Consider the following 23,008-nt stretch of genomic DNA (forward strand, 5'->3'; position numbering starts at 1 on the left):
ACCGCCCCGTCGTCCACGGACCGCGCTTCGACAGTGACGCGGTCGTCGTCGCCGACGAGTCGTTCGGTCCGGACGTAGTACGCCGTCCCGTCCTGGACCGCCGGGCTGCCGAGCGTTCCGTTCTCGACGGCGACGCGCCACTTCACCGACCCGTCGTCGGCGTCCAGCGCGACGCCGTCACTGCGGAGGACGGTGTCGTCTCCGACGGCAAGTGCGTCACCGATTTCGCCGGTCGCCCCGTCGACGCCGTCCGCTCTCCAGACGGTCTCGCCGGTGTCGCAGTCGAACGCGAACGTGCCGTCGCGGTTCGACGTGAACACCAGGTCGTCGGTGACGACCGGTGGCGACCACACGTCGTGCTCCGTGCGGTCCCACTCCGTCCGGCCGGTGTCGGCGTCGAGGGCGTAGAATCCGCCCTCGCCTGCGTCCGGCGTCCCGTGCAGTCGCGTGGCGAAGTAGACCCGGTCGTCGTCGACCGCCGGCGTCTTCTGCGCCGGGACGTCGGAGCGCTGCCACTGCCGGTCGCCGGTCTCGACGTCGACCGCGCGGACGTACCCCTCGCTCTCGGCGTCGTCGCTGTCCGTCGTCACGCCGATGTAGAGGGTCTCGTCGGCGACGACCGGTTCGACGTTGTACATGCCGCCGTTCAGGTCCATCCGCCAGTCGAGAGCGGGGTACGGCGTCGGACCGCGACCGTTAGTCGTCCCCGTTCTCGCGGGGCCCGACCGCGGCCCCGTCCATTCCTCGTCGTTCTCGTCTCGACCGTCGGCATCATCCCCGTCTCCGTCGTCCTGTTCGTCCCCGTCTCCGTCACCCTGTCCGTTTCCGTCTCGCCGGTCGCCGTCCTCGTCGGCGAGGGAGACGGCGCTTCCGTACCCGGCCGTTCCCACCGCGACGCCCATCGACTGCAGGAGCGCTCGACGGCTGTGATAGTTCCGAGAGTGTGGCTCTTCACTCATGCATTCCAGAAACAAAATCAACACTAACTGGTATTGTTATACTGTCCCTGCAATCGGTAGTATGCGTTCAGGTCCCGGATAACAATGATATCGAACGCGATTAAATCGAAGTATGCGAAACAGGGAAATCATCGGGTGCCGAACGCGAATTTTCGGCGTAGTGTGCCAGGACAGCGCGTCAGGTGTCAGTAGAATCACCGTGGGCGGGTCGCCCAGCGGAGGTGCCTGAATGCCGACCTACGACGCCGTCGAGCAGGGGGCGGACGACAGCGGACAACAGGCCATCGACCCCGTCCTCGACGACCTCGTCGGGAGCGACACGACCATCGTCTTCCCGCCGGGGACGTACCGACTCGACGAACTCGTCGTTCCGTCGGGGGTCGACGATCTCGAACTCGTCGCACCAGACGGGGCACGGCTCGTCCCGGGTCGGGCGGGCGACAACGTCCGGTGGATCGACGTGTACTCGGACGGGTTCGTGCTGGACGGGTTCGAACTCGACATGCGGAACGTGGCGGTCCCCCCGTTCGTGCGGATGGACTCCGGCGCGGGCAACTGGGAGCTCAGGCGACTCGTCACCCGCGGGCGGGTCCGGGCGGCCACCGACACGAACGTCGGGTCGGACACCTCCAGCGACGCGCGCACGTACTTCCGACTGTCGTCGGCGGCGGGGACGCGCGGTCTCCTGCAGGACTGCTACTTCCACCGGGGGTCGTGTGCGCCGACGGAGGCGAGCAACCGCCGTGCGATACTGGTCGAGTCCGCGAAGGGCGCGCTCACGCTCAACCGCTGCTGGTTCGAGAACTGGGCGGAGAACACGATCTACGCAAAGAAACCGGAGGGGACGCTGAAGATCCAGAACTGCTTCGTCCGCAACTCCCAGAACGGGATGCGCCTCGGCGGCAACACCGAGGTTCGCAACTGCGTCTCGATCAAGAACGCCCGCCACCCGACCCAGGCGTGGTCCAACGGCTCGCTCCAGCGCGGCGTGAACGCGGAGGCGACCGACCCGGCGAACCCGTCGGCGGACATCAACACGTACGACGGGACGCTCACCGTCGCGGACAGCGACTTCTACCACCGGTACCTGGACAGCAGTTGTGGCGGTGCCATCACGGCACCGACGCCGTGCGAACGCATCGACGTCCGGAACGTCCGGATCAGCTACGACTCCCGGAAGAACCACGACGCCATCTACACGTACGATTCGCGGATGAGCGACGGGACGCCCGCGAACCTCGAGTACCTCCGACTCGAGGACGTCCACGTCACCAACGACCACGACTCGGAGTACGGCATCTTCGTCGGCCAGGCACCGGACACGTGGGGACGGGTGTCCGGCGTCATCGGCGGTAGCGGCCCGGCGACCAACTCCTCGTTCGTCCGGAGTCGGATGACGATCGACGGCGACCCCGACGCCCCCGACACGACGCCGCCGCTGCCGAGTCCGCCGCCGGTCGGCGAGGTGCCGATGGAGCCGTCCCAGCTCGTCCGCATCGACAACACGGGCACCGACGCGCCGACGACCTACCGGATAACCGCCGGCGAGTACGTCCTCCCGGCGGGCAACGACGGGGCGACGCTCACCACGTCCTGGGGGCCGGACGGCGGCCCCAGGCGGCCGCCGAACGCCGCGGTCGCCACCGGGACGGTCCCGGCGGGGAAGGCGTACGCCTTCTACGTCACCGGTGGCATCGTCTCGACCGAGGCGGACGGACCGGCGACCTGGACGGTCGACGGGGAGCCGTACGACCCGAACGCACCGGCCGCCGTCGTGACGAGCACCGTCACCAGCGACCAGCCGACGAGGGAGACGTGGTTCCGGGCCGACCCGGTCGCGCAACCGAACGGCGTCGTCGTCGCGAAGCCGCTGTCGTTCGACGGCGCGGAACCGGCGCACGTCAGGCTCCGGAACGTCGCCGACGGTGCCGTCGAATACAGGCTCGAGGAGTGGGCGTACCTCGACGGCGCGCACGTCAGCGAGACGTTCCACATGCTCTCCACGGAGGTCGGCCAACGGGAGCTACGGCTGGCCGACGGCTCACCCTACCGGATGACGGCCGGCACCGCGGTCGCCCGGGACGACTTCGTCACCGTCTCGCTGGACGGCGTCTTCGACGCGCGGCCGGTCGTCCTGGCGCAGGCCCAGACGTTCGACGGCCCCGACCCCATCGTCACGCGACTGCGGAACGTCGGCGGGAACTCCTTCGAGGTGCGACTCCAGGAGGAGGAGGCGCTCGGCAGCCACACGACCGAGACGGTCGGTTACGTCGCGCTCCAGCAGGCGACGGGCCGACTCGCGGGCAGCCCGTTCGAGGTGCGGCGGACAGCGGACACCGTCACCGACGAGTGGTCCCGTCTCACTTTCCGGCAGGAGTACGAGAATCCGCGGTTCGTCGCCGACATCCAGACGTTCGACGGCCGCGACACGGCGGCGCTCCGCTACCGGAACCTGACCGGGACCGGCGTCGAGGTCACGGTCGAGGAGGAAAAGAGCGCGGACGACGAGACGAACCACACCACCGAGGCGGTCGGGTACGCCGTCTTCGAGGGCGACGTCTGAGGCCCCTTGCGGCCGACGCGTCACCCACCGGCGACGAAAAGAGTCCAGCCCGGGCGCGTTTCAGCGAACCTTCTGAACGGACCCGTTCCGACGCCTCGTCGACCCAGATGGGTGAGTCCCCGGCTTGAAGCCGCTCCCGCTTGAGAACGGGCTTCGCGCTTCCCGGAGAGCGTCGCGTTGGTACGAAACGCTTCCGTTTATAATTCTAAGCGGAAGTGCACTGTTCGGCGATCGAACGGCGAAAATCGCATGACTGGGGCGCGACGACGAGAGAATAAACTCCATGCTGCTATACAGAATCTCGGGGGTCCCGTCCACCGACCGGGGTCTTACGAGAGCGACGACGCCAGGAACCGGTCGAAGACCTTCTGTTCGGCCTTGCGGAGGTGCTGGTGGAACGTCGGCGCGGCGATGCCCAGCGAGGTGGCGACGTCCTCGCCGGAGGTCTCGCGAGGCCAGTCGAAGAAGCCGGCGTAGTAGGCCGCCTCGAGAACGGTCCGCTGCCGGTCGGTGAGGTCCTCGGTCAGTGCGCGCTGGACGCGCCTGGCCGGGTCGTCCTGGCGCGTGACCTGGCGCCGCTTGAGCAACTGGGCCGTGGGGTAGGTCTCCTCGACGGCGTCGATTATCCGCCGGACGTCAGCGCTCGGTGAGACGTGGAGGGTCATGTCGTAGTCGCCGTCCTCGATGACGGCGCGCTCGACGGACCCGCCGAGCGACGCGACCACCGACAGCACTGGCGGTTCGGAAAGCTTGAGCCGGAAGTCGGTGTCGCCGCTCTCGTCGTGGAAGTCCACCGACTCCCAGTGCGGGACCGTCTCGACGAGTTCCCGGACGTCGTCGACCGCGTCCGCGGTCGCGCTCCCGTAGACGAGGTACTCCTCGTCCTCGACGGGGACCGCGTAATCGAGCGTGATGGTCCCGGTCCCGTCGGCGTCGGCTCCCACCGTCTCGAAGACGTCACGGATGTGGAACTCGAGTTCGACCATCTCGTCGCTCATCAGCGCTCGCTTGCGCTCGGTGGCGGCGATGGCGTGGCCGACCACCTCGCCGAGCTGGCTGATGACCGCCCGTTCCTCGCCCGCGAACGCTCCTGGCCGTTCCGCGTAGACGTTCAGCACGCCGTACACCGTCTCCTCGTGGACGATGGGGATGGCGGCGGACGACCGGAAGCCGTACTGGCCGACGGTTTCGCGCCAGGGCTCGTAGTCATCGTCGGTGTCGATGTCGTGCGTGGTCTGGATCTCGCCCGTCTGGAGCGCCTTGCCCGTGGCTCCCCTGCTGCGCTCGTCGTCGGGGTGGACGGAGATGGTGACCTCGTCGAGATACCCTTCGACGCCGGCCTCTGCCTTGAGCGTCACCGTCTCGGACGCCACGTCGACGTCGCCGATCCAGGCGAACACGTAGGAGTCCGAGTCGGCGAGGCGGTCACAGACCGTCTGCTCGATCTGCTCGCGGGTCGACTGGTCGAGGACCGCGTCGGTCACGTCGCGGACGACCTCGTTGAGGTGGTTCAGTGCCGCGAGCCGTTCGCGCTGGCGGACCAGTTCCCGCTCGTGGTCGTGACGAGCGATGGCGGACGCGAGGATGGTGGCGACCGACTGGACGAAGTTGACCTCGTGCTCGGCGAACTCCCTGGGTTCGGTGTCGTGCGTACCGAGGATGCCCCACGGGTCGTCCGGCGAGCCGATGACGACGCTGATGCCGCTCCGGACGTCGTGGTCGGTGAGGAGGTCGGGCCCGGTGAACCGCGATTCGGCGTCGAGGTCGGTCACCACGATCGGCCGGTCGTTCCGTATCGTGTGGGCCGCCTGCGACTCGTCGTCGACCGCCGAGATGGTGGTCGACCCGACGATGCCCTCCTGCCATCCGACGCCCTCGCGCAGTCGAAGCTCGTCGCCGTCCGCGTCGAGTTCGAGCACCTTGGAGTACTCGTTGCCGAGAGCGTCGGCGACCAGCTCTGCTCCCTCGGCCATCAGCGCGTCGAGGTCGTTGTCCTCGAGCGCGCGCTGACCCAGGTCGGTCACGACCTCCTGCTGGTGAACCTGCTGTTCGAGTCTGTGCTCGCGCTCGATGCGGTCGGAGATGTCGCGGACGATGCCACAGCGTCCTTCGCCGTCCTCCATCGGGAAGGGGGCCAGCCTGCTCTCGCACGGGACGGACTCGCCCGACTTCGTGTGCAGGTCGAGGTCGATGCTCGCGCTGTCCCGTTCGCCCGCGGCTATCTGCTCCACCACCGACTCGGCCCTGGGCGTGATCGCGTCGTCGTGTACCATCGTCGCGGGTGCGCCGAGAAGCTCCTCGCGGTCGTACCCGGTCAGGTCGCACAGTCCCTCGTTGACCATGACGATCCGGGCGTCCTCGTCGACCGCGTAGATGCCGTCGTCGACGGTCTCGACGATGGTCTCGTACTGTTCGAGTTCGCGCTCGCGTTCGACGCGGTCGGTGATGTCCTGGGACATCCCCATTGCGGTGAATATCTCTCCGTCTTCGTCGCGGACCGGCACGAACTGGAACTGGTAGATCCGGTCACCGACCGTCTCCTCGAACCTGGCGCTCTCACCGTCGAGCGCGGCCTCGTAGCGTGGGACGACCACGTCGCCGAGTTCCTGGGGCAGCACGTCGCGAAGGGAGCCCCCTTCCAGGTCCGCGCGCCGCAGATCCCCGGTACTTTCCGGGTCACCTCCGAACGTGACGTAGCGGAGGTCCTGGTCGACGAGCGCGACGGCACCGTTCGGGAAGTGCTCGACGAGGGTCTGGTACCGGCGACGGGTCTCTTCGAGTTCGCGCTCGCGCTGCTTGCGCTCGGTGACGTCGCGGAAGTACACCGAAACACCGTTCTCGGAGGGGTACGCCGTCACCTCGAACCACGACTCCAGCGGCGGATAGTACTCCTCGAACGAGGCCGACTCCTGCGTCTCGAGCGCCTGTTCGAACTGCTTCTGGAACGTCGAGTTGACCTCTTCGGGGAACACCTCCCAGACGTTCCGTCCGACGAGTTCGCCGACGGACCGGTCCAGGTAGTTCGCCGCCCGCTCGTTGACGTGGGTGAACCGCCACTCCCCGTCGAGCGCGTAGAACGCGTCGTCGATGCGGCCGAACACGTCCTCCAGCTCGCTCTCCAGTTCGTCGCGCTGACGTTCCAGCCGGCGCTCCTTCCGTCTGCGCTCGGTGACGTCCCGTCCGATGCCGGTCACCCCGACGACCTCACCGTCGTCCCTGATGGGCGTGGCAGTGAACTCGTACGGAACCGTGGACCCGTCGGCGGTCTTCAGTGCCAGTTCGGCGGTGATGCTCTTGCCCTGCAGCACCCGTTCGATGGCGGTGCTCATCTCCTCCGTCGCCTCGTCGACGACGAAATCCCTGGGGCCCATCTCGCTGATCCGTGCGTCCGCGTACCCCGTGACCTCCCGCAGGCGGTCGTTCCACCGGAGGAACTCGCCGTCGGCGTCGAACGCGTAGACGATGTCGTGCTGGTTGTCGAACAGGCTCTCGACGAACGCCTTCTCGTCGCGCAGTCGCTGTTCGTACTCGCGGCGTTCGGTCATGTCGCGGGTCACCTTCACGTACCCGTCGAGTTCGCCGTCGTCGTCCCGGATGGCGGTGATGGTGGCTCTCGCCCAGAAGCGCGACCCGTCGGCGCGGACGCGCCATCCCTCGCTCTCGACCCATCCCTCCTCGGCCGCGGCCGCGAGGTTCCGTTCGGGGATGCTCGCCTCCCTGTCTTCGTCGGTGTAGAAGACGGAGACGTGTTCCCCGAGGACGTCGTCGGCGTCGTATCCCTTGATGTGCTCGGCACCGGAGTTCCACGTCCGGACCCGTCCGTCGGCGTCGAGCCTGAATATCGCGTACTCCTCGACGGCCGCGACGAGCGACTCGAACTGTTCGCGGTCCTCGTCGCGTGCTCGTTCGGTCCGCTTGCGGTCGGTGACGTCGTAGTAGAGCTCGACCCGTCCGCCGGCGAAGGCGCCGGACTCGATCGGTTCGCTGTGGTGTTCGAGCCAGCGCTCCTCGCGTCCATCGTCGGCAGTCACGTGGCACTCGAACTGTTCGGGGTCGGTGTTCTCGTCGTACGCCGCGAGCAACGTCTCGGCGAACGACGCCGAATCCTCGACGGCGTCAGCGATGGTCTCGTCGATGAGTTCGCGCTTGTCCCGTCCGACGACCTCCCCGTGGTCGAGCCCGAAGTACCGCCCGGTCGTCGCGTTGATCCACGCGACGTCGAACTCGTCGTCGAGGACGAAGACGCCCACGTCCGCGCCGTCGAGGACGTCGCCGACGAGCGACTCGGTGACGGCCGCCCACTCCGTCGAACCCTCGCGTCGCTCGGGCGGCGGCTCGGACCGCGGTCGCCACCAGACTCGCGCGCTCGCCCCGACCTTCTTGGTCTCGAGGCGACCGTGGTCGACGAGGCGGTCCAGTCGGTCGTAGGTACTTCGACGACCGAGGTCGAGGCGATTCGCCACCTCGCTCGTCGTCAACGGGTCGCCGGACCTGTCGAACACGGCGAGCGTCTCCTGAAGGCTCTCGGTCAGCGATTGATGTGACATACGCCGTCTACTGGCCGCGTAGCTTATAAGCTTCCGCCGGCGGAGCCTCGACGACCGTTACGTATCTTTCTGGTCACGTACTCGTACCGTACTCGACGATAGATGAATTCACGTCGGGATCCGGTATCGATTTCTGGCCCCAGGCGGGCCGAGCCTAAGATATTATAGGACACTCTTACCGCCGGCCGGTGTCTTTCCCGGTGTACGGAGCAACCCACCCGACACGCTACGATACCATGACTCAGTCAATACGCGACATCACCGGCGAGATGACGGGTACAGTCGAATTGAACGAAAGCGAGCGCCACCAGCTGCTCGCGTCCGAGCGCCGCCGCACGACGCTCGAGATCCTCTCGGGACGCATCACGCCGGTCGACCTCGGAGAACTGGCGACCGCGGTCGCCGAACGGGAGACCAGCGTAGCCAGCGAGCAGCACAGAGAGCGGATACGGATCTCGCTCCACCACAAGCACCTCCCGAAGATGGCCGACATGGGCGTCGTCGACTACGACGCAGACGCGGGCCGGGTGAAGTGACGACCGGCTCGGTCGGCCGAGTTACGGTCTCCGACGACGCTACGGTGGACGGTGGATCGTTTCCGGAGGACGCGCCGTGTCGAGCCGCGACGGTATCTCGATTTTCCGACGACGTCGACCCGCGAGCGACGCGACTCGTGTCCCCGGCCGACCGCCGCACATTCATCGACTCCAGGATCAGTAGGTCTCGACCGCGACGCCGTCGATCCGTTCGAAGTCCGCCACGTTCGCGGTCAGCACCGGCTCGTCGTGGCGGGCCGCCGTCGCCCCGATGACGGCGTCGCCGTAGTCCAGTCCCAGCCGTCCCGCGATCCACCCGGCCTTCCGCGCGACGTGCTCGTCCAGCGGGACGACCGGATGCCCCCGGATGGCGTTCTCGACCTGCCGCGCCTCGTCCTCGTTCTCGGTCGCGCCGTATCCGACGAACAGCTCCACGATCGTCATCGTCGGTACCTTCAACGGCGTGTTCCCGTCCGTCAGTCGCTGTCCCTTCTCGAACGCCGCACGGTCCGCGTCGAGGAGGTCGAGCACGTAGGAGGTGTCGACTATCATTCGGTCCGGGCCCGTTCCCGCAGGTCCTCGACCCGCCCGCGGGTCCGCTCGCTCGACTCGTCGATCGCGTCCCGCATCTCGTCGACGTCCTCGCCGACACCGTAGAGGTCGAGCAGCGAACCGCCGCCGACGAGGCGTTCGATCGCCTCCGAGAACGTCTCGTCGTCGCGCTTCTTCGCCTTTATCCTCTCGTAGACGTCGTCCTCGATGCGGACCGTCTTCGTCCCCATGTATACAGCGTATACAGCTACGACAATCAACCTTGTGCTGCCCGGATGCGACGGTCGTCGTCACTGCCTTCCAGTGGGTAGTCGCCCGCACCGTCGCTCACGTCGGCGGCACTGCTGCCCGTTCTACTGTCGCGACCGCTATCCGTCGAGGAGTCGAACGTCGAGTGGGCTCAGTCGGCGCTCGCGGGTACCGTCGTGGTCTCGTCGGCGTCCATCGCCGATGTGAGCTCGTCGGCCAGAGCTATGATCGCTTCCTTGTGGTCGGTCTTCGAGTGGTGGATAGAAGTCGGTCGGGTGTTCAGCGATTTGTACGTCGAGAGGTCGAGCGCACCGTTTGTCTGGTCATCGTATCGTTCACGTACCTCCGCCAGCAGTCCGTGAAGATGGATGAGCTCCTGTTTCTTCATCCCAACGGCTGCTAATGACTCGATTATTATAGTATTACCTTGAGGAACATTGACTTGCATGGCCTGCCCACAGGCCAGATTTATCCACGATCATATCTAACGTGAGGCATGCTCAAACCCAGACGCCAGTTCTGGCTCGGTATCTCGCTGCTGGTTGCGGGGACGGTCATCCTCTTCGGGAGCGTCTTCCCCGCCGTGAACTCGTCGCCACCCATCCTGGCGCTCGGCGTCCTGGTGCTCGCCGCCGGCACGCTCCTCGTCGCCGTCGGTCGACAGGGACGTCCCGTGTAGGCTCGTTCATTCAGCCTTCCGGAATGCGATTACTGCGACTAGTACATTAATTCATCGTGCGCGCGCGTAGAGTTATCTGCCGTCCGCCGACCCGTGAACGCCAGAGACGCACGGCCCGGATGTCAAAACCAGTTTGGACAGTTTGTACGCTTCTCGTGTCTTTGACTGGCCCGCTCTCCTGGACCCTACCGGTCTGCTCTCCGAACCGGTTCGCCCGGCAAAACCCTCTTTGACAGTTCGTCCCTCTCGACCGTACTCCTCCCGGCGACTGCCAGGTCCGAACGGCGTGCCCGGCCGTCCCTCCTCGAATTTTGCTAGTTCGTACGGTTTTGCCAGTTCGAACATCGTTGCCAGCCCGCCCGACAGTTTTGACGGTTCGCCCGTCTCGTTTGGTTCGTGCGTCTCGGACGGTTCTGTCCTCTCGCCGCGTTCGTCCGTTTCGCCCGCGGACCAGCAACAGCCATCCTTGACCTGACGTCGAGTCGAATGCTGGTCGCACGGACGAACTGGTTTTGATGAACGAACGGTCCTGACTAGCAGAACCGGTCCAGTATCACTGCGTCGACAGCGAGCAGCGGTCGCAGGCACGTCGACCGCCACTGGTGGCTGTCCATCGCGACGCTCGGCACATACGAACTGTCCGAACCGGTTTTTCGCTCCGAACTTGCCATCAAAACTGGTTTGTACAGCAAAACTCTCTTGGCTGTAAAGGCGAAATAGGCGCATTACGGCAGCTACCGGCGGTTCCAGGCGTATCTTTCGAACGTCTGACGTAGATTTATGTGGTTTGGACGGTTTTGCCGATTCGTATGACCGACGCGGCCAGGATGGCGATCTCGAACCAGAAGGGCGGGGTCGGAAAGACCACGGTAGCGATCAACGTCGCGGGGGCGTTGAACCGCCGCGGACACGACGTGCTGTTCGTGGACCTGGACCCGCAGGGGAACGCGACGGAGGGACTCGGACTCGAAGCGGAGTACGAGGCCGAACCACCGACGCTGTTCGACGCATTGACCGACCACGAGGCGCGCGACGACGTCGACTCGCTGGTGGTCGAACACGCGGAGATGGACGTGCTCCCGAGCAACATCGACATGACCAGCGTCGAACCGGAGCTGACGATGGCGATGCGCGGCCGGGAACGACTGGGGCAGGTGCTCGACGAGATCGACGCCGACTACGACGTCGTCCTCGTCGACTGTCCGCCGTACCTCGGCAACCTCACCGACAACGCGCTGCTCGCCGCGGGGAACGTGCTCATCCCTGCACTCGCGGAGTCGACGAGCAAGCGCGCACTCGAAATCCTCTTCGACCAGATCGAGGTGCTGGAGGCCGAGTTCGACACGCACATCCGGGACCTCGGCGTGGTCGCGAACCGCGTCGAGACGACAAACGAAGCCGAACAGATGCTGTCGTGGTTCGAGGAGGCGTTCACCGACGTGCCCGTCTGGGAGGTCCGGAAACGGGTCGCGCTACAGCGCGCCTTCTCGGCGGGGTCGTCCATCTTCGAGTACGAGGCCGACTGCGACATGGAGTCCGTGTTCGACGACGTGGCCGCGCAACTCGAACGGCAGTTCGACCTCGTGGAGGTGACCGCATGAGCGACGACGGCAGTCGTGCGGACCGACTTCGTCGCCGCCGCGAACAGCAGCGCGACCAGCAGCCGACCCCCTCGACCCCGTCCGAACAGTCCGAGACGTCCGACCCGTCAAAACTGTCAGAAACGTCCGAACAGCCCGGGTCCTCCGGGACGTCCGGCAACGACGGGACGACGAGCGTGAAGGACGACCGTGTCGGCACGTACATGTACCTCCCCGAGGACCAGCGCGCCGAACTCGACTTCGCGTACAAGGAACTGAGCCTCGCCTACGAGCGCGAGTTCGGCGACGACCTCGAGAAGAACCGACACTTCTATCCGCTGCTCGTCCAGGCCGGCCTGGAACATCTCGACGACCTGGACGGCGACGCCATCCGCGAACGACTGGAATCCTTCGAACCGTAACCGTCCGCTCCGGTTCTACCGTTCGTCGACCAGCGACCGGAGCACCTCGGTGCGGTCCTCGTCGGTCTGGAACTTCGAGAACGACCACTCGAACAGATCGACCAGCACTGTCTGCCCGTCGTCCGTGAGCGCGTACTCGTTGGTACGCTTGTCCAGCTCGCTCTTCTCGACGAGACCGCGCTCGATGAGCCCGTCGAGGTTCGGGTAGAGGCGACCGTGGTTGACTTCCTCGCCGTAGTAGTCCTCCAGTTCACGCTTGATGGCGAGCCCGTAGCGCGCCTCCTCGGCAAGGACGAACAGGACGTTCTGCTGGAAGGCGGTGAGGTCTCTCGCTGTCGTCACGTCACTCTTTGTCTGTGTCTCTGACATGGTTGTATACTGCAACGTGGTTCGACCGCGAGTATAAAACTTCCTAACCCGGACAATATTCATGATGTCGCCTACAAATTTTATATTATTACGGACTAACTGGTACAGAGGATGTCGGCCGGTCGAGGGGACGTCGCCGACCGGTCGCGTCCAGAATCGCCCGCGCCTGGAGTAGAAGCGGCGGCCGTCGAGATGCGTCGGTGGGGGAACGTCGATGGTTCTCGGTGTGCTACGTGGTGAACTGATCGCGGAACCCGGTGAGCGTCGTCTTCCCGTCGTTGATGGGATCGTCGAGGTCGAGTTCGATGCGGAGTTCGCAGTCGCGACACGAGGCGTCGCCGACGAACCCCTTCTCGTCGTCGCGGCGGATGTTCACCCGGAACCGCTGGTTGTCGCAGTCGCCGGCCGGGCACTCGAGCTCCCCCGACTCGAGCATCGCCCGTAGATTCCCCTCGACGATCTCTATAATATCGTTCATAAATTCGTAGATGTAATGTAGGTATATTAAAAATAGTGGGGAATATCAGAACCGATAACTGGGTGCGTCGACGACGGGTGTCGGCCGGAAGTGGTCGAAACTATCGGTTTAGCATGTGTATAACGAAGTGGATAGGTGCGTACGGTCCAGGTACGCCCGCGGTCGGGCGCCGACGCAGTCGGCCGGCGATGCCGGGGTCCCTGGGGCGGGCTGGCACCCCGCTGACGTGTCTCCAAACCCTCACGAAAGTTCTCTTTCCGGGCGACTCCGCTCGAACGCGGGACTCGTTTGCGTTCTCGTCGCTACGATTACCGACCCCGAGTGGCGACGCGGACGGCAGAACGGGAAGCGAACGTCGGTCAGTGGATGCCGAGCGCTTCGATCTGTTCCTGGTAGCGGTTGCGGATGGTGACCTCGGTGACCTGGGCGACGTCGGCGACCTCGCGCTGGGTCTTCTTCTCGTTGCAGAGCAGCGACGCCGCGTAGATGGCGGCGGCCGCGTACCCCGTCGGCGACTTGCCCGAGAGTAGTCCCTGCTCCGCGGTCGTGTCGATGATCTCGTTGGCCTTCGACTTGACCTCCTCGCTGACGCCGAGATCCGAGCAGAACCGGGGGACGTACTGCTTCGGGTCGACGGGCTTCATCTCGAGGCTGAGCTCCTGGGAGATGTAGCGATACGTCCGCCCGATCTCCTTCTGGTCGACCCGGGACACTTCGGCGACTTCTTCGAGGCTGCGCGGGATGCCTTCCTGACGACAGGCGGCGTAGAGCGTGCTCGTGGCGACGCCCTCGATGGAGCGCCCCCGGATGAGGTCCTCGTTGAGCGCGCGTCGGTAGATGACGGAGGCGACCTCGCGTACCGACCGCGGGACGCCGAGCGCAGAGGCCATCCGGTCGATCTCGCTCAGCGCGAACTGCAGGTTCCGTTCGCCCGCGTCCTTCGTGCGGATGCGCTCCTGCCACTTCCGCAGCCGATGCATCTGGCTGCGCTTCTCGGAGGAGAGCGACCGCCCGTAGGCGTCCTGGTTCTTCCAGTCGATGGTGGTCGTCAGTCCCTTGTCGTGCATCGTCTGGGTCGTCGGCGCGCCGACCCGGGACTTGCTCTGTCGTTCGCTGTGGTTGAACGCGCGCCACTCCGGCCCGCGGTCGACGTGGTCCTCCTCGACCACGAGACCGCAGTCGTCACAGACCAGCTCGGACTGGTCCGCGCTGTTGACGAGGTTCTCCGACCCACACTCCGGACATCCCTGGACCCCCTCGTCCTCCGTTTCGCTCTCCTCGGTATGGCGCTCTCGCTGGCGAGTGGACCGTTCCATGCAGTTTCCCTACACGCGAGCGACATTTAAACCCCCGGATGCAAACTGGTGTTCGACTGACAGGCTTCCGCCGCGTCGGGACGTCGCTGGCCTGGCCACCGCGCGTGCTAGCTGCCGGCACGACCCTCCCCGTTCGATGCAGTGGGCGCGTCCGTCACGGACGGTCTGCCACCGTCTGAACGAGCAGCGACAGCCGGCACACTGCCATCCCGAGTAACGGCCTCAGAATCGGTTTTAAAATGTTATGCCGGCTCTCGCTCCTTCGTGAAACGTCGTAGGTTGCCGGTAAAACATCCCCTGTGCGCGTAAAAGACGCGAATCGTCGCTAAGGCTCGCCCGCTTATATGTCGTCCCGGCTCGTTCGAAGCAATATGGTGAACGTGCCCTCCACGTTGCGAAACGACCCCGAAACCGCCGACGGTGTCGATCTACGGTCGATGGTGCTGGAGACACGCCGACTGGTCGCGCCGCCGGTCCAGTTCGTCGCGTTCTGGGCGGCGATATCGCTCCCGTTCCTCTACCTGCCGCTCTTCTCCGGCGGTCTCGAATCGGCGGAGGTGACGGTGTTCCTCGGCCTGGTGGCCCTCCACGTCGTCGCGCTCTTCCTGGGACACGGCCACCGGAACGACCGGTAGTGGTCGACCCCCGGTTGCTCGCCCGACGGACGTCCCCGTCCCCGGACGTCCACCGGGTCGCTATCGAAGGTCGGTCTGACAGCTCTCGCAGATGTCGACGTCCGCTCGGAGATACGAGTCGCCTTCCGCCACCGCCAGTTCGATGCGCGTTACCGGAACGTAGTCCCGACAGTACGCGCATCGCTCGATAGCGTCGATGTCGTTCGGTGTGTCATGGTTCCCCGGCATTTCTCTCCCGCCTTCGGGACTGACGACCATCACGAAAAACCTTGCAAAGTGGGGTCCAAAAACTACCCCTTAGCATATCCATCTTTTATATGTCTCTCCGTCGGGGTGCTCGCGGGGAGAAGTGGTCGCGGGACGGGTCGGCGACCGAACGACGGTCGTTCAGCTGGTGAGCTCCGCGGCCTCTCTGTCGTCGAGGTACTTCGCCTCCCACGCGCGCCGCGCCTCTATCTCGCGCTGTCCGCGACGGGTCAGCGTGTAGTAGTTCGTGCGCCGGTCCACCTGCCCTTTCTCCACGAGTCCCTTGTCCACGAGGGTGTCCAGGTTCGGGTAGAGGCGACCGTGGTGGATGTCCTTCTCGTAGTAGTTTTCCAGTTCCTCTTTGATGGCGAGACCGTGAGGCTCGTCCAGACCGTTGATGACGTACAGCAGGTCGCGCTGGAAACCGGTCAGGTCGTACATGTCCGCATCATTGTAATGTCTCCGTGGTATTAGTTAAACACATGATAATGCCGGTTCAGGGGATGAAAACCGGTTTCGTCAGCGGTAAAGAGAACCGACATATATGTAAGAATACAATTGTTCGAATGGAGCAGCTGGCACGATGGTCCACGCCGCACATCGATTTGGTGCAGCGGGGGTCGTCGGCTTCCGAGGAAACAGGCAGTTTCCGTCTATCGAAAATCCGGAACGACGGCCGCAGAACGCTATGAACGCCGGTTGACGGATTTCGCGGTCTGGCGATTCACTGTGACGTTCGTTCCTCGCGTGCGACGCGCATCTGGACGAGCGTCACGAGAGTGACTGCGGTGACGACGAGTCCGCCGACCGCGATCGGCGGAAGCGCGCTGACACCGGGAAGCCCGGCCGTGACGCCACTGAGCAGGAGGGCTCCGAGGACGGAGATGCCGAGGTAGTACGTCTCCCACTGGTGTGCGCGGTCGTCGTCCTCCTCGTCGGGTTCCTCCGACACTTCGAGGTAGCGGTCGAAGCGGTTCGCCAGTTCCGTCCGCTCGACGATACCGCGGCTCTGGTCGTACTCCACCACCCCCTCCTCGTCGAGCTTCGGCAGGTGGGACTGGTACAGCGGGATGTAGACGCGCTGGCGCTCGTCCGAGGTGAGCGCCGCGACGGTCGTGTCGTTCTCCCAGGCCGCGACCTGCTCCGCGATCTCGCGCATCTCGGCCGGCCCCTCGTGTTCTTTCAGATAGCGCAGCACGTACCGTCGACGCGGCGTCTGCAGGAGATGGAACACGTCGTCCTGCGAGAGCTCGGGCTCGGTCGACGGTTCGGGGACCTGATCGGTGGCGCTATCGGTCCGGGTCTCTGTAGCGCTCATGATATCGATCCTATCGGCGACTGGGGTAATAAACAGGTGACGCTCTCCCACATCGTTGCGGACCGTTGTCGGGGTCGTAGGGGGTCCTTTCCCGGGCGTTAACGTCAGTACAATGGTTAATTGTAATCACAGTATGGCTGTTATATTGTCGGTGGGACGCCGGGCACCGTTCCCCAGAGCGTCGTCGCGACTCGCCAGGCAGGGATGCGAAAAGGGAGTCGACGCACAGCACGCTGTCGGGATGGCCGTCGAGGCGACGACGAGCGCGGTGGACGTCCGTCCTCCTCCGAACCGACCGTTCGGACTGATTAACGACTCTATAGTAATTCCCATCGAGCGCGTAGCGGACGTCGCCCAGCAACCGCTGGGAGCAGTCGAGAGGAGCGAGGGTCGTGGCGCTCATGATATCGTCTCCCTCGCCTTTCCTTGCCACCCCGTCACGGACGATTCGCCTTCGATCGCCGACGTGTCAGATGGCTCTGCTGACCAGTGACCGTGTCAGGTACGTGTTCTGACCGATAGCCGACGTCATACGACCTGAATTCTAGATTTGTACTTATATTGTGGGGGTAACATTGAATTTCGTCTGTGTTCCCACTCCCTAAGTTTTAATGCAAGGTGCTCTAATATCTCGAACTGGATTTGAGTTCCCCCTACAATGGCTCGTGGCGCATCCAACACTGACGGTCCCCTCGACGAGGCCCCTGATACATCCGGGGGTGTGTCGTTCGGTGATTCGACGCCGTCCGACTCCCCGAGGACCCTGCTCGCCGAAATCCACCTCTCTCACGACGATCTCCTTCTCACGTCGACCATCGAGTCGGTACCGGGCGTCACCGTCCAGCTCGAGGACAAGGCGATGGCGAGCGAGTCGACGTTCTTCGTCAGCGTCGTGGGGGACGATTTCGCGGCGTTCGAACGCGCGCTCGACGGCGACCCGACGGTCGCCGAGGCGACGACGTTCTCCGTCTCGGCCGATCGACGGGTCTACCGGATCGGTGCCACCGCGTCCGTGACGCGGTTCCTTCCCCTGGCTGCCGAACTCGGCGTTCGCGTCCTCGACGTGAAGAGCGGCGACGGCGGGTGGGTCGTTCGCGTGCAGATGCTCTCGCGTGACCCGCTCATCGATTTCCGGACGGCGTGCGTCGAGGAGGACATCTCGTTCCGGGTCCGACAGCTGTACGACGCCGAACCGTCCGACGACTCCACGAACGTCCGCCTGACCGGGCGCCAGCGCGACACCGTGTTGACGGCCTACGAGTGCGGCTACTACGACGTGCCGCGCGGCATCTCGCAGGGCGAACTCGCCGAGAAGCTCGACATCTCCACGTCGGCCATCTCGCAGCAGCTTCGCCGCGCAACCGGACAGCTGATCGCGAGCACCTTCGCCGTCGACCGCGACTAGGCCTCGGACGACGACGTCGACGCCTCCGGCTCCGACCCGTTCAGGAACACGAGGTTGCCGCGCCCGACCTGCATCCGCGTTATCGTCTCCTCCTCTTCCATCTTCGACAGCTTCCGACTGACGGTGGATTTCGACCACGACGTCTCGGCCGTGATGTCGGCCTGTTTCATCTGCCCGCCGTACTGGATGAGCAGCGTCCGGATGCGCTCCTCGTCGGTCAGCATCTCCTCGTTCGCGAGCGACGTCGACTCCGCCTCCTGCCGCTCGTTCCATCCAGCGGTGGTACCCCCGCCGATACGGCTCGCCGTCGTTGCGTCGGTCCGTTCGTCGCCCCCTCGGAGCGACGAGAACGGTTCGCGGTCGAGGACGCCCGCGAGTGCACCGCGGAGTCGCGCCAGCAGCCCGTCCGGGTCGCTACCGTGCCCCGCCACGGCAGCGCGTCCGTCGGCACCGGACACCTCGTACGCCGACGCACTCGTCCACTCGTACCCGTCGTCAGTGACCTCGACGACCGCGTCGAACAGCGTCGTCAGGGTGTCGACGGTCTCGGGGTCGTGGACGGCCGGGTCGAGCTGGTAGTAGCCGACGGCGCCGGCGGCCTGCACCCTGTGCGTGAGGACGTGGAGGTAGCGGAAGGCGGTGTCGAAGTCGACGTACTCCAGCATGACGCTCAGCGTCTGGACGACGACGACCACCGACTCGTCGGCGTGTCGCTCCAGGTGGTCGCTCACGGGGACGACGATCTCCATCGGGTCCGCCGGGTCGACGACGGTTGACGACACGCTGCCGGGCGTGGTCTCCTCGTACGATTCTGCTCCCGCGATCCGGTTCGCGTGGACGAACTGCGTCTCGGCGGGAAGGCTCCCGACGACGTCCAGCCAGTCGTCGGTCCACCGGTCCGGGGGCTGGGTGTACGTGACGGCCGCGAGCGCCAACTCCTCCGGCGGCGTCGCGGCCACCAGTTCCATGCAGTCCCTGTTGCCCGCCGGTGTGAGCGGCGCGAGTACGAGCACGTTCGACGCGTCCCGTGTCTCCGGTTCCGTCCCGTGGGTGGTCATCGATGATGTTCCTCGGATCGACGGCGTCCGTCGTTCAGCGAGCGGATGCTAGATTCCGTCTCCACAGTTGTCTGCAATCAACCATCAATCTGTTGTTTTTTCCAGCTGTCTGGGACGTCTGGCGACCGTCCGGTCCCCGACACGGCTACCGCCCCTGGATGGACCGTCGGAGTCCCGCCGCTACGGGGCTGTCGACGCCGGCATCGTTCGAACGGTTCGTTCCGTTCGACGGGTTTTGCTAGTTCGGACGGTTTTGCTGTCGAGGCTGGTTCGCGTGGGGTCGCCGACGCTGTGGCTGGCCGTCCGGAGAGCGATAGAAGAGCGGTCCCGGTCAGCGGTGGTCGAGCAGGTGGTCGACGGCCTCGTCACGGGGCACCTGTTCCTCCTCCCCGGACTCCATGTCCTGGACCGTCACGACGCCCTCCTCGAGGTCGCGCTCGCCGACGACGACGACGTGGTCGGCGTTGATGCGGTCGGCGTAGCCGAACTGCTCGCCGACGCTCCGGCCGGTGAGGTCGGTCTCGACCGTCAGCCCCTCGCTCCGGAGTTCCTTCGCGTACTCGAGGGCGACGTCGCGCACGGAGTCGGAGACGGCAAGCACGTAGGCGTCCGTCGTCAGGGTCTCCTCGGGGATGGCGTCCAGTTCCTCGAGCAACTGCATCGTCGGCGAGTACCCGAAGGCGAAGCCGACCGCGGGCACGTCCTGCGCGCCGAACTTGCCGATGAGTCCGTCGTACCGGCCGCCGCCGAACAGCGCGCGGAGGTCGGCCTCGGTGGCGAACGCCTCGAAGACGAGGCCGGTGTAGTAGTCCATCCCCCGGACGATGGCGAGGTCGAGCGTGCAGGTGTCGGCGACGCCGTAGCTCGCCAGCGCGTCGTGGAGGTCGTGCATGCGGTCGATGGCGGCGTCGGCGCGCTCGTCGTCGGGTGCTTTCGCGGCGAGTTCGACCAGCGACTCCTCGAGCGGCCCGCGGATGGCCGTCAGCTCGTCGATCTCCTCGGCCGTGGCGCGGTCGAGCCCTTCGGCCTGGAGTTTGCCGAGGAACTCCTCGCGGCTGATCTTCTCCTTCTTGTCGATGACCCGCATGACTTCCCTGCGGACGGCCTCGGCGTCCTCGGCGTCCGCACCGACGTCGACCGACTCCAGCAGTGCGTCGAGCAGCTGGCGGTCGTTCAGCTTGAACTCGACGGCGTCGCCGACGCCGAGCCTCTCGTAGATGGTGGCGGCGCAGGCGATGATCTCGGCGTCGGCCTCGACGCTCTCGACGCCGAAGATGTCGACGTCGGTCTGGAAGAACTCGCGGTCGCGACCCTTCTGGACCGCCTCGTAGCGCCACCGCTTCGAGGTGTCGAACCACTTGATCGGCGTTCCGAGGTCCTTGCGCTGCTGGACCAGCCGTGCCCGGGTCGGCGTCTGTTCGGGGATCAGCGTCACCTCGCGGCCGCCCTTGTCCTCGAAGCTGTACGTCTCCTCGACGATCTCGTCGCCGGACTTCACCCGGAAGAGGTCCGTCGGTTCGACGCTCGGCGCGTCGATCTCGCGGAACCCGAACTCGCGAGCCGTCTCCTCGACGGTGTCGATGAGATCGCGCCACGCGGCCCATTCCTCGGGGTACCGGTCGTAGAACCCTTTGAGGCTCTCGAAGTCGTCCATGCTCCCCGGTTCGGAGGCGAGCGATTTACTTCTGGCTATTCTCTGGGCGAGCGCAGGGGGCGGTGGCCCACCGACGGTCAGAACGGCCAGTCGTCGTCCACCGTCTCGTTGTCGGTCCCGGTCGTCCCGTCGGACCAGCTCCATCCCGGTCCCGACTCGGTCGTCGTGGTCGTCGTAGTCGTCGCGTTCGTGGTGGACGCGGTCGGGGACGTCCCGCCGTTCGTGGTGGACGTGGTCGTCGAGGTTGTCGTCGGCGTGGTAGTCGTGGTCGTGGTCGGCGTCGTCGAGGTGGTAGTCGTGGTTGTCGTCGTAGTCGTCGGTGTGGCCGAGGTGGTGGTGGTAGTCGGAGTGGTCGACGTGGTAGTCGGTGTGGTCGAGGTGGTGGTGGTAGTCGGAGTGGTCGACGTGGTAGTCGGTGTGGTCGAGGTGGTGGTGGTGGTAGTCGGTGTGGTCGTCGTGGTCCCTCCCGTCGTGGTGCTCGCGGGTGGCGTCGTCGACTGGTCCGGCGGGGTCGTCGTCTGGTCTGGCGTCGTGGACGTCGACGTCCCGTCCGCCGGTTGCGTCGTCGGCGTGGCCGTCGTCGTTTTCCCGGGCGACGGCCCGGCGTTCGGAGACTGTCCGTCGTCGTCGCCGACGAACCGTCCGAGTCCGACGCCGGGGTCGAGGGCAGCGAACCCGATCCCGGCGACGAACAGCAGGACGCCGACGACGACGAGCACCTTCTGTACCGACTCTGCTTCTGACGTGAGTGACATGTTTGAGACGTACCCGTGGAGCGTTTCGGCGCGCGAGCCGACTGGTTCCGGGAACGACGAGAGCGTCTGGAGGGCCTCGCGGACCCCGAGCGCTCCCGTCGCGAACGCGACCAGGAGGTAGACGGCGAACCCGAGCGGCGGGACGACGACGATCGACAGGGGAACCGCGGCGTCGACGGCGACGCCGGTCGCCGGGACCGTGCCGTCGACGACCACCCGCGAGTCGACCCGTCGCGCGATGGCGAAGATGGGAACCGCCGCCAGCGCCGTCGTCACGACGACGCGGACGAGTCGCGCGTCCGACAGCGGGTCGAACCCCACCCGTCGCGCGCTCCAGAAGTGGAGGACTGCCATCGAGCCGTACCCGACGCTGGTCGCCGCCGCCGCGCCGACCATCCCGTAGCGCGGGATGAGCACGGCGTTCAGGCCGAGGTTCAGGACCGCCGCGGTTCCCGTGGCGAGGATGGGGAACGTCAGTTCGCCCTTCCCCTGGCTGATGGCGAGGACGGGCCGGGCGACAGCGAACCCGAGCGCACCCGGCAGCAGGAGGACGAGCGGCGTGACCGCGGGCGTGTACGTCGCGCCGAAGTAGATGGGGACGGCGACGTCAGCCAGCGCCGCCAGCCCGAGCGCCATCAGTCCGGTCAGGAGGAACGTGTACCGCGTGGTGCGGGCGGCGAGCTCGGATATCTTTTCCGTCCGGTCGTTCGACCACAGCTCCGACGTCGAGTGGACGAAGACGGTCTGGAGCGCCAGCGGGACGAACCAGAGGAACTCCGCCAGCTTCAGCGCGGCGCGGTAGTAGCCGACCTGCTCGTTGTCGGCCTGGAACTGCAGCATCAGGATGTCGACGTGGTACAGCGACATCAGGAGGAGGATGAGCACGATGGACAGCGAGTTGAACGTCAGCATCTGGCGGCGCGGGAACCCCGGCGGCGCGCTCCGTGCGACGGACTTCACCGACACCCGCCGTCCGATGAGCACCAGCCCGATGACGGCCACCGTCGCGCCGGCCGCTATCTTGCCGGCCAGCGCACCGACGACGCCGTAGCCGAAGTAGACGAGCGGGATGGCGACGCCGACGAACGTCAGCTGCTGGAGCACCTTCAGCGGCTCCGAGTAGCGTTCGAGTCCGAATCCCATCAGCGTCCGGCGGGCGTAGGCCCGGAACTGGTCGGTCACCACCAGCACGGCGAGGACGTAGAAGTACGGCTCGAACTGCGGGCCGAACACGTCGGCGACGACGCCGCTCCAGGCCGCCAGCGCGAGGAGCCCGGAGCCGCCGACCGAGAGCACGAGCGCCAGCCGGAAGTAGAACCCGACGACGTTGGACTCCCAGTACGGGCGCGAGCGGTCCTCGGCGAGGAACTTGCGGACGCCGTCGCTCACCCCGGAGCTGACGAAGATCATGAACAGCGAGAACACCGAGAGGACGGTGGTGTAGACGCCGACACCCGCCGGCTGGAGTAACCGGTAGAGGAGGGGCGTCGTCAGGATACCGACGACCAGCGTGAGGACCTTCGTGCCGGCGACCGAGAGGACACCGCTCAGGATGCTTCGTTGCACTCGATCACCACGGTCGCCTGCCGCGTTCTCGTTTGGACGACACTCTCCCGGCGCTTCTCGCCGGGACGGCTTTATTATACACCGGCTAGACTGCCCGTCGACGAACGGTATCGTCCGCTCC

19 protein-coding genes and 1 pseudogene are annotated in these 23,008 nt (G+C 65.7%); 7 read left to right on the plus strand and 13 right to left on the minus strand.

All coding sequences use genetic code 11. The features are described from left to right. Positions 1-68: 68 nt before the first annotated feature. Positions 69-959 (minus strand): annotated as a pseudogene (locus NKT36_RS18870) (outer membrane protein assembly factor BamB family protein); the annotation flags it as partial. 229 nt (positions 960-1,188) lie between these two features. Between NKT36_RS18870 and NKT36_RS18875 the strand changes: the two are divergent. Further along, positions 1,189-3,522, plus strand: coding sequence for a hypothetical protein (locus NKT36_RS18875; protein WP_327054179.1), 2,334 nt, complete (start codon positions 1,189-1,191; stop codon positions 3,520-3,522). Positions 3,523-3,851: 329 nt separating this feature from the next. Here NKT36_RS18875 and NKT36_RS18880 read toward each other — a convergent pair whose 3' ends face one another. Next, positions 3,852-8,069: a PAS domain S-box protein gene (locus NKT36_RS18880; RefSeq protein WP_327054180.1), complete on the minus strand. Its 4,218-nt coding sequence runs from the start codon at positions 8,067-8,069 to the stop codon at positions 3,852-3,854. A gap of 236 nt (positions 8,070-8,305) precedes the next feature. On the opposite strand from NKT36_RS18880, the gene NKT36_RS18885 reads away from it, so the two are divergent. Continuing rightward, the gene (locus NKT36_RS18885; RefSeq protein ID WP_327054181.1) at positions 8,306-8,605 is read left to right on the plus strand and encodes a DUF7344 domain-containing protein; all 300 of its coding nucleotides are present in this window, start codon (positions 8,306-8,308) and stop codon (positions 8,603-8,605) included. Positions 8,606-8,782: 177 nt separating this feature from the next. On the opposite strand, the gene NKT36_RS18890 is transcribed toward NKT36_RS18885, so the two are convergent. The 3 genes from NKT36_RS18890 to NKT36_RS18900 all read right to left on the minus strand — a co-directional run bounded on the left by NKT36_RS18890 (position 8,783) and on the right by NKT36_RS18900 (position 9,794). Continuing rightward, positions 8,783-9,157 (minus strand): PIN domain-containing protein, encoded by a 375-nt coding sequence (locus NKT36_RS18890; protein WP_327054182.1) that lies wholly within the window; start codon positions 9,155-9,157, stop codon positions 8,783-8,785. Then, positions 9,154-9,387 carry an antitoxin VapB family protein gene (locus NKT36_RS18895; protein ID WP_327054183.1) on the minus strand — a complete coding sequence of 78 codons (234 nt, stop codon included), beginning with the start codon at positions 9,385-9,387 and terminating at the stop codon, positions 9,154-9,156. Before NKT36_RS18895 ends, NKT36_RS18890 begins: the two co-directional genes overlap by 4 nt. A 170-nt stretch (positions 9,388-9,557) precedes the next feature. After that, positions 9,558-9,794: a UPF0058 family protein gene (locus tag NKT36_RS18900; protein ID WP_327054184.1), complete on the minus strand. Its 237-nt coding sequence runs from the start codon at positions 9,792-9,794 to the stop codon at positions 9,558-9,560. A gap of 108 nt (positions 9,795-9,902) precedes the next feature. Between NKT36_RS18900 and NKT36_RS18905 the strand changes: the two genes are divergently transcribed. The 3 genes from NKT36_RS18905 (at position 9,903) to NKT36_RS18915 (ending at position 12,087) form a co-directional block, all read left to right on the plus strand. Next, positions 9,903-10,085: a hypothetical protein gene (locus NKT36_RS18905; RefSeq protein WP_327054185.1), complete on the plus strand. Its 183-nt coding sequence runs from the start codon at positions 9,903-9,905 to the stop codon at positions 10,083-10,085. 809 nt (positions 10,086-10,894) lie between these two features. Then, on the plus strand, positions 10,895-11,686 hold the full coding sequence (locus tag NKT36_RS18910) for a ParA family protein (RefSeq protein WP_327054186.1): 792 nt from the start codon (positions 10,895-10,897) through the stop codon (positions 11,684-11,686). Then, complete coding sequence (locus NKT36_RS18915) at positions 11,683-12,087, plus strand: hypothetical protein (protein WP_327054187.1); 405 nt, start codon at positions 11,683-11,685, stop codon at positions 12,085-12,087. The genes NKT36_RS18910 and NKT36_RS18915 overlap by 4 nt, the downstream gene beginning before the upstream one ends. Positions 12,088-12,102: 15 nt before the next feature. Here the strand turns inward: NKT36_RS18915 and NKT36_RS18920 are convergent, their stop codons facing one another. From NKT36_RS18920 to NKT36_RS18930, 3 genes are all read right to left on the minus strand, one after another. After that, positions 12,103-12,456 (minus strand): PadR family transcriptional regulator, encoded by a 354-nt coding sequence (locus NKT36_RS18920; protein ID WP_327054188.1) that lies wholly within the window; start codon positions 12,454-12,456, stop codon positions 12,103-12,105. A 229-nt stretch (positions 12,457-12,685) separates the two neighbouring features. After that, entirely contained in the window at positions 12,686-12,934 is a 249-nt protein-coding gene (locus NKT36_RS18925) for a hypothetical protein (RefSeq protein WP_327054189.1), read from the minus strand. 359 nt (positions 12,935-13,293) lie between these two features. After that, positions 13,294-14,250, minus strand: coding sequence for a transcription initiation factor IIB (locus tag NKT36_RS18930; protein ID WP_327054190.1), 957 nt, complete (start codon positions 14,248-14,250; stop codon positions 13,294-13,296). A 437-nt stretch (positions 14,251-14,687) separates the two neighbouring features. Here NKT36_RS18930 and NKT36_RS18935 point away from each other — a divergent pair, with 437 nt between their 5' ends. Next, positions 14,688-14,885: a hypothetical protein gene (locus NKT36_RS18935; protein WP_327054191.1), complete on the plus strand. Its 198-nt coding sequence runs from the start codon at positions 14,688-14,690 to the stop codon at positions 14,883-14,885. A 387-nt stretch (positions 14,886-15,272) separates the two neighbouring features. Here the strand turns inward: NKT36_RS18935 and NKT36_RS18940 are convergent, their stop codons facing one another. Together NKT36_RS18940 and NKT36_RS18945 are read right to left on the minus strand one after the other, a co-directional pair. After that, on the minus strand, positions 15,273-15,572 hold the full coding sequence (locus NKT36_RS18940) for a PadR family transcriptional regulator (protein WP_327054192.1): 300 nt from the start codon (positions 15,570-15,572) through the stop codon (positions 15,273-15,275). Between the two features lie 283 nt (positions 15,573-15,855). Then, positions 15,856-16,449 (minus strand): DUF7344 domain-containing protein, encoded by a 594-nt coding sequence (locus NKT36_RS18945; RefSeq protein ID WP_327054193.1) that lies wholly within the window; start codon positions 16,447-16,449, stop codon positions 15,856-15,858. A gap of 658 nt (positions 16,450-17,107) precedes the next feature. On the opposite strand from NKT36_RS18945, the gene NKT36_RS18950 reads away from it, so the two are divergent. Then, the gene (locus NKT36_RS18950) at positions 17,108-17,854 is read left to right on the plus strand and encodes a helix-turn-helix domain-containing protein (RefSeq protein WP_327054194.1); all 747 of its coding nucleotides are present in this window, start codon (positions 17,108-17,110) and stop codon (positions 17,852-17,854) included. Here the strand turns inward: NKT36_RS18950 and NKT36_RS18955 are convergent. From NKT36_RS18955 to NKT36_RS18965, 3 genes are all read right to left on the minus strand, one after another. Further along, a complete protein-coding gene (locus tag NKT36_RS18955) occupies positions 17,851-18,912 on the minus strand; it encodes a helix-turn-helix transcriptional regulator (RefSeq protein WP_327054195.1) in 1,062 nt (353 codons plus the stop codon). The genes NKT36_RS18950 and NKT36_RS18955 overlap by 4 nt on opposite strands. Positions 18,913-19,243: 331 nt before the next feature. Beyond that, a complete protein-coding gene (gene hisS, locus NKT36_RS18960; RefSeq protein ID WP_327054196.1) occupies positions 19,244-20,566 on the minus strand; it encodes a histidine--tRNA ligase in 1,323 nt (440 codons plus the stop codon). A 77-nt stretch (positions 20,567-20,643) separates the two neighbouring features. After that, a complete protein-coding gene (locus tag NKT36_RS18965; RefSeq protein WP_327054197.1) occupies positions 20,644-22,887 on the minus strand; it encodes a flippase in 2,244 nt (747 codons plus the stop codon). Positions 22,888-23,008 lie beyond the last annotated feature (121 nt).

The sequence above is a fragment of the Halomicrococcus gelatinilyticus genome, from assembly GCA_024227995.1.
Taxonomy (GTDB): Archaea; Halobacteriota; Halobacteria; order Halobacteriales; family Haladaptataceae; genus Halomicrococcus; species Halomicrococcus gelatinilyticus.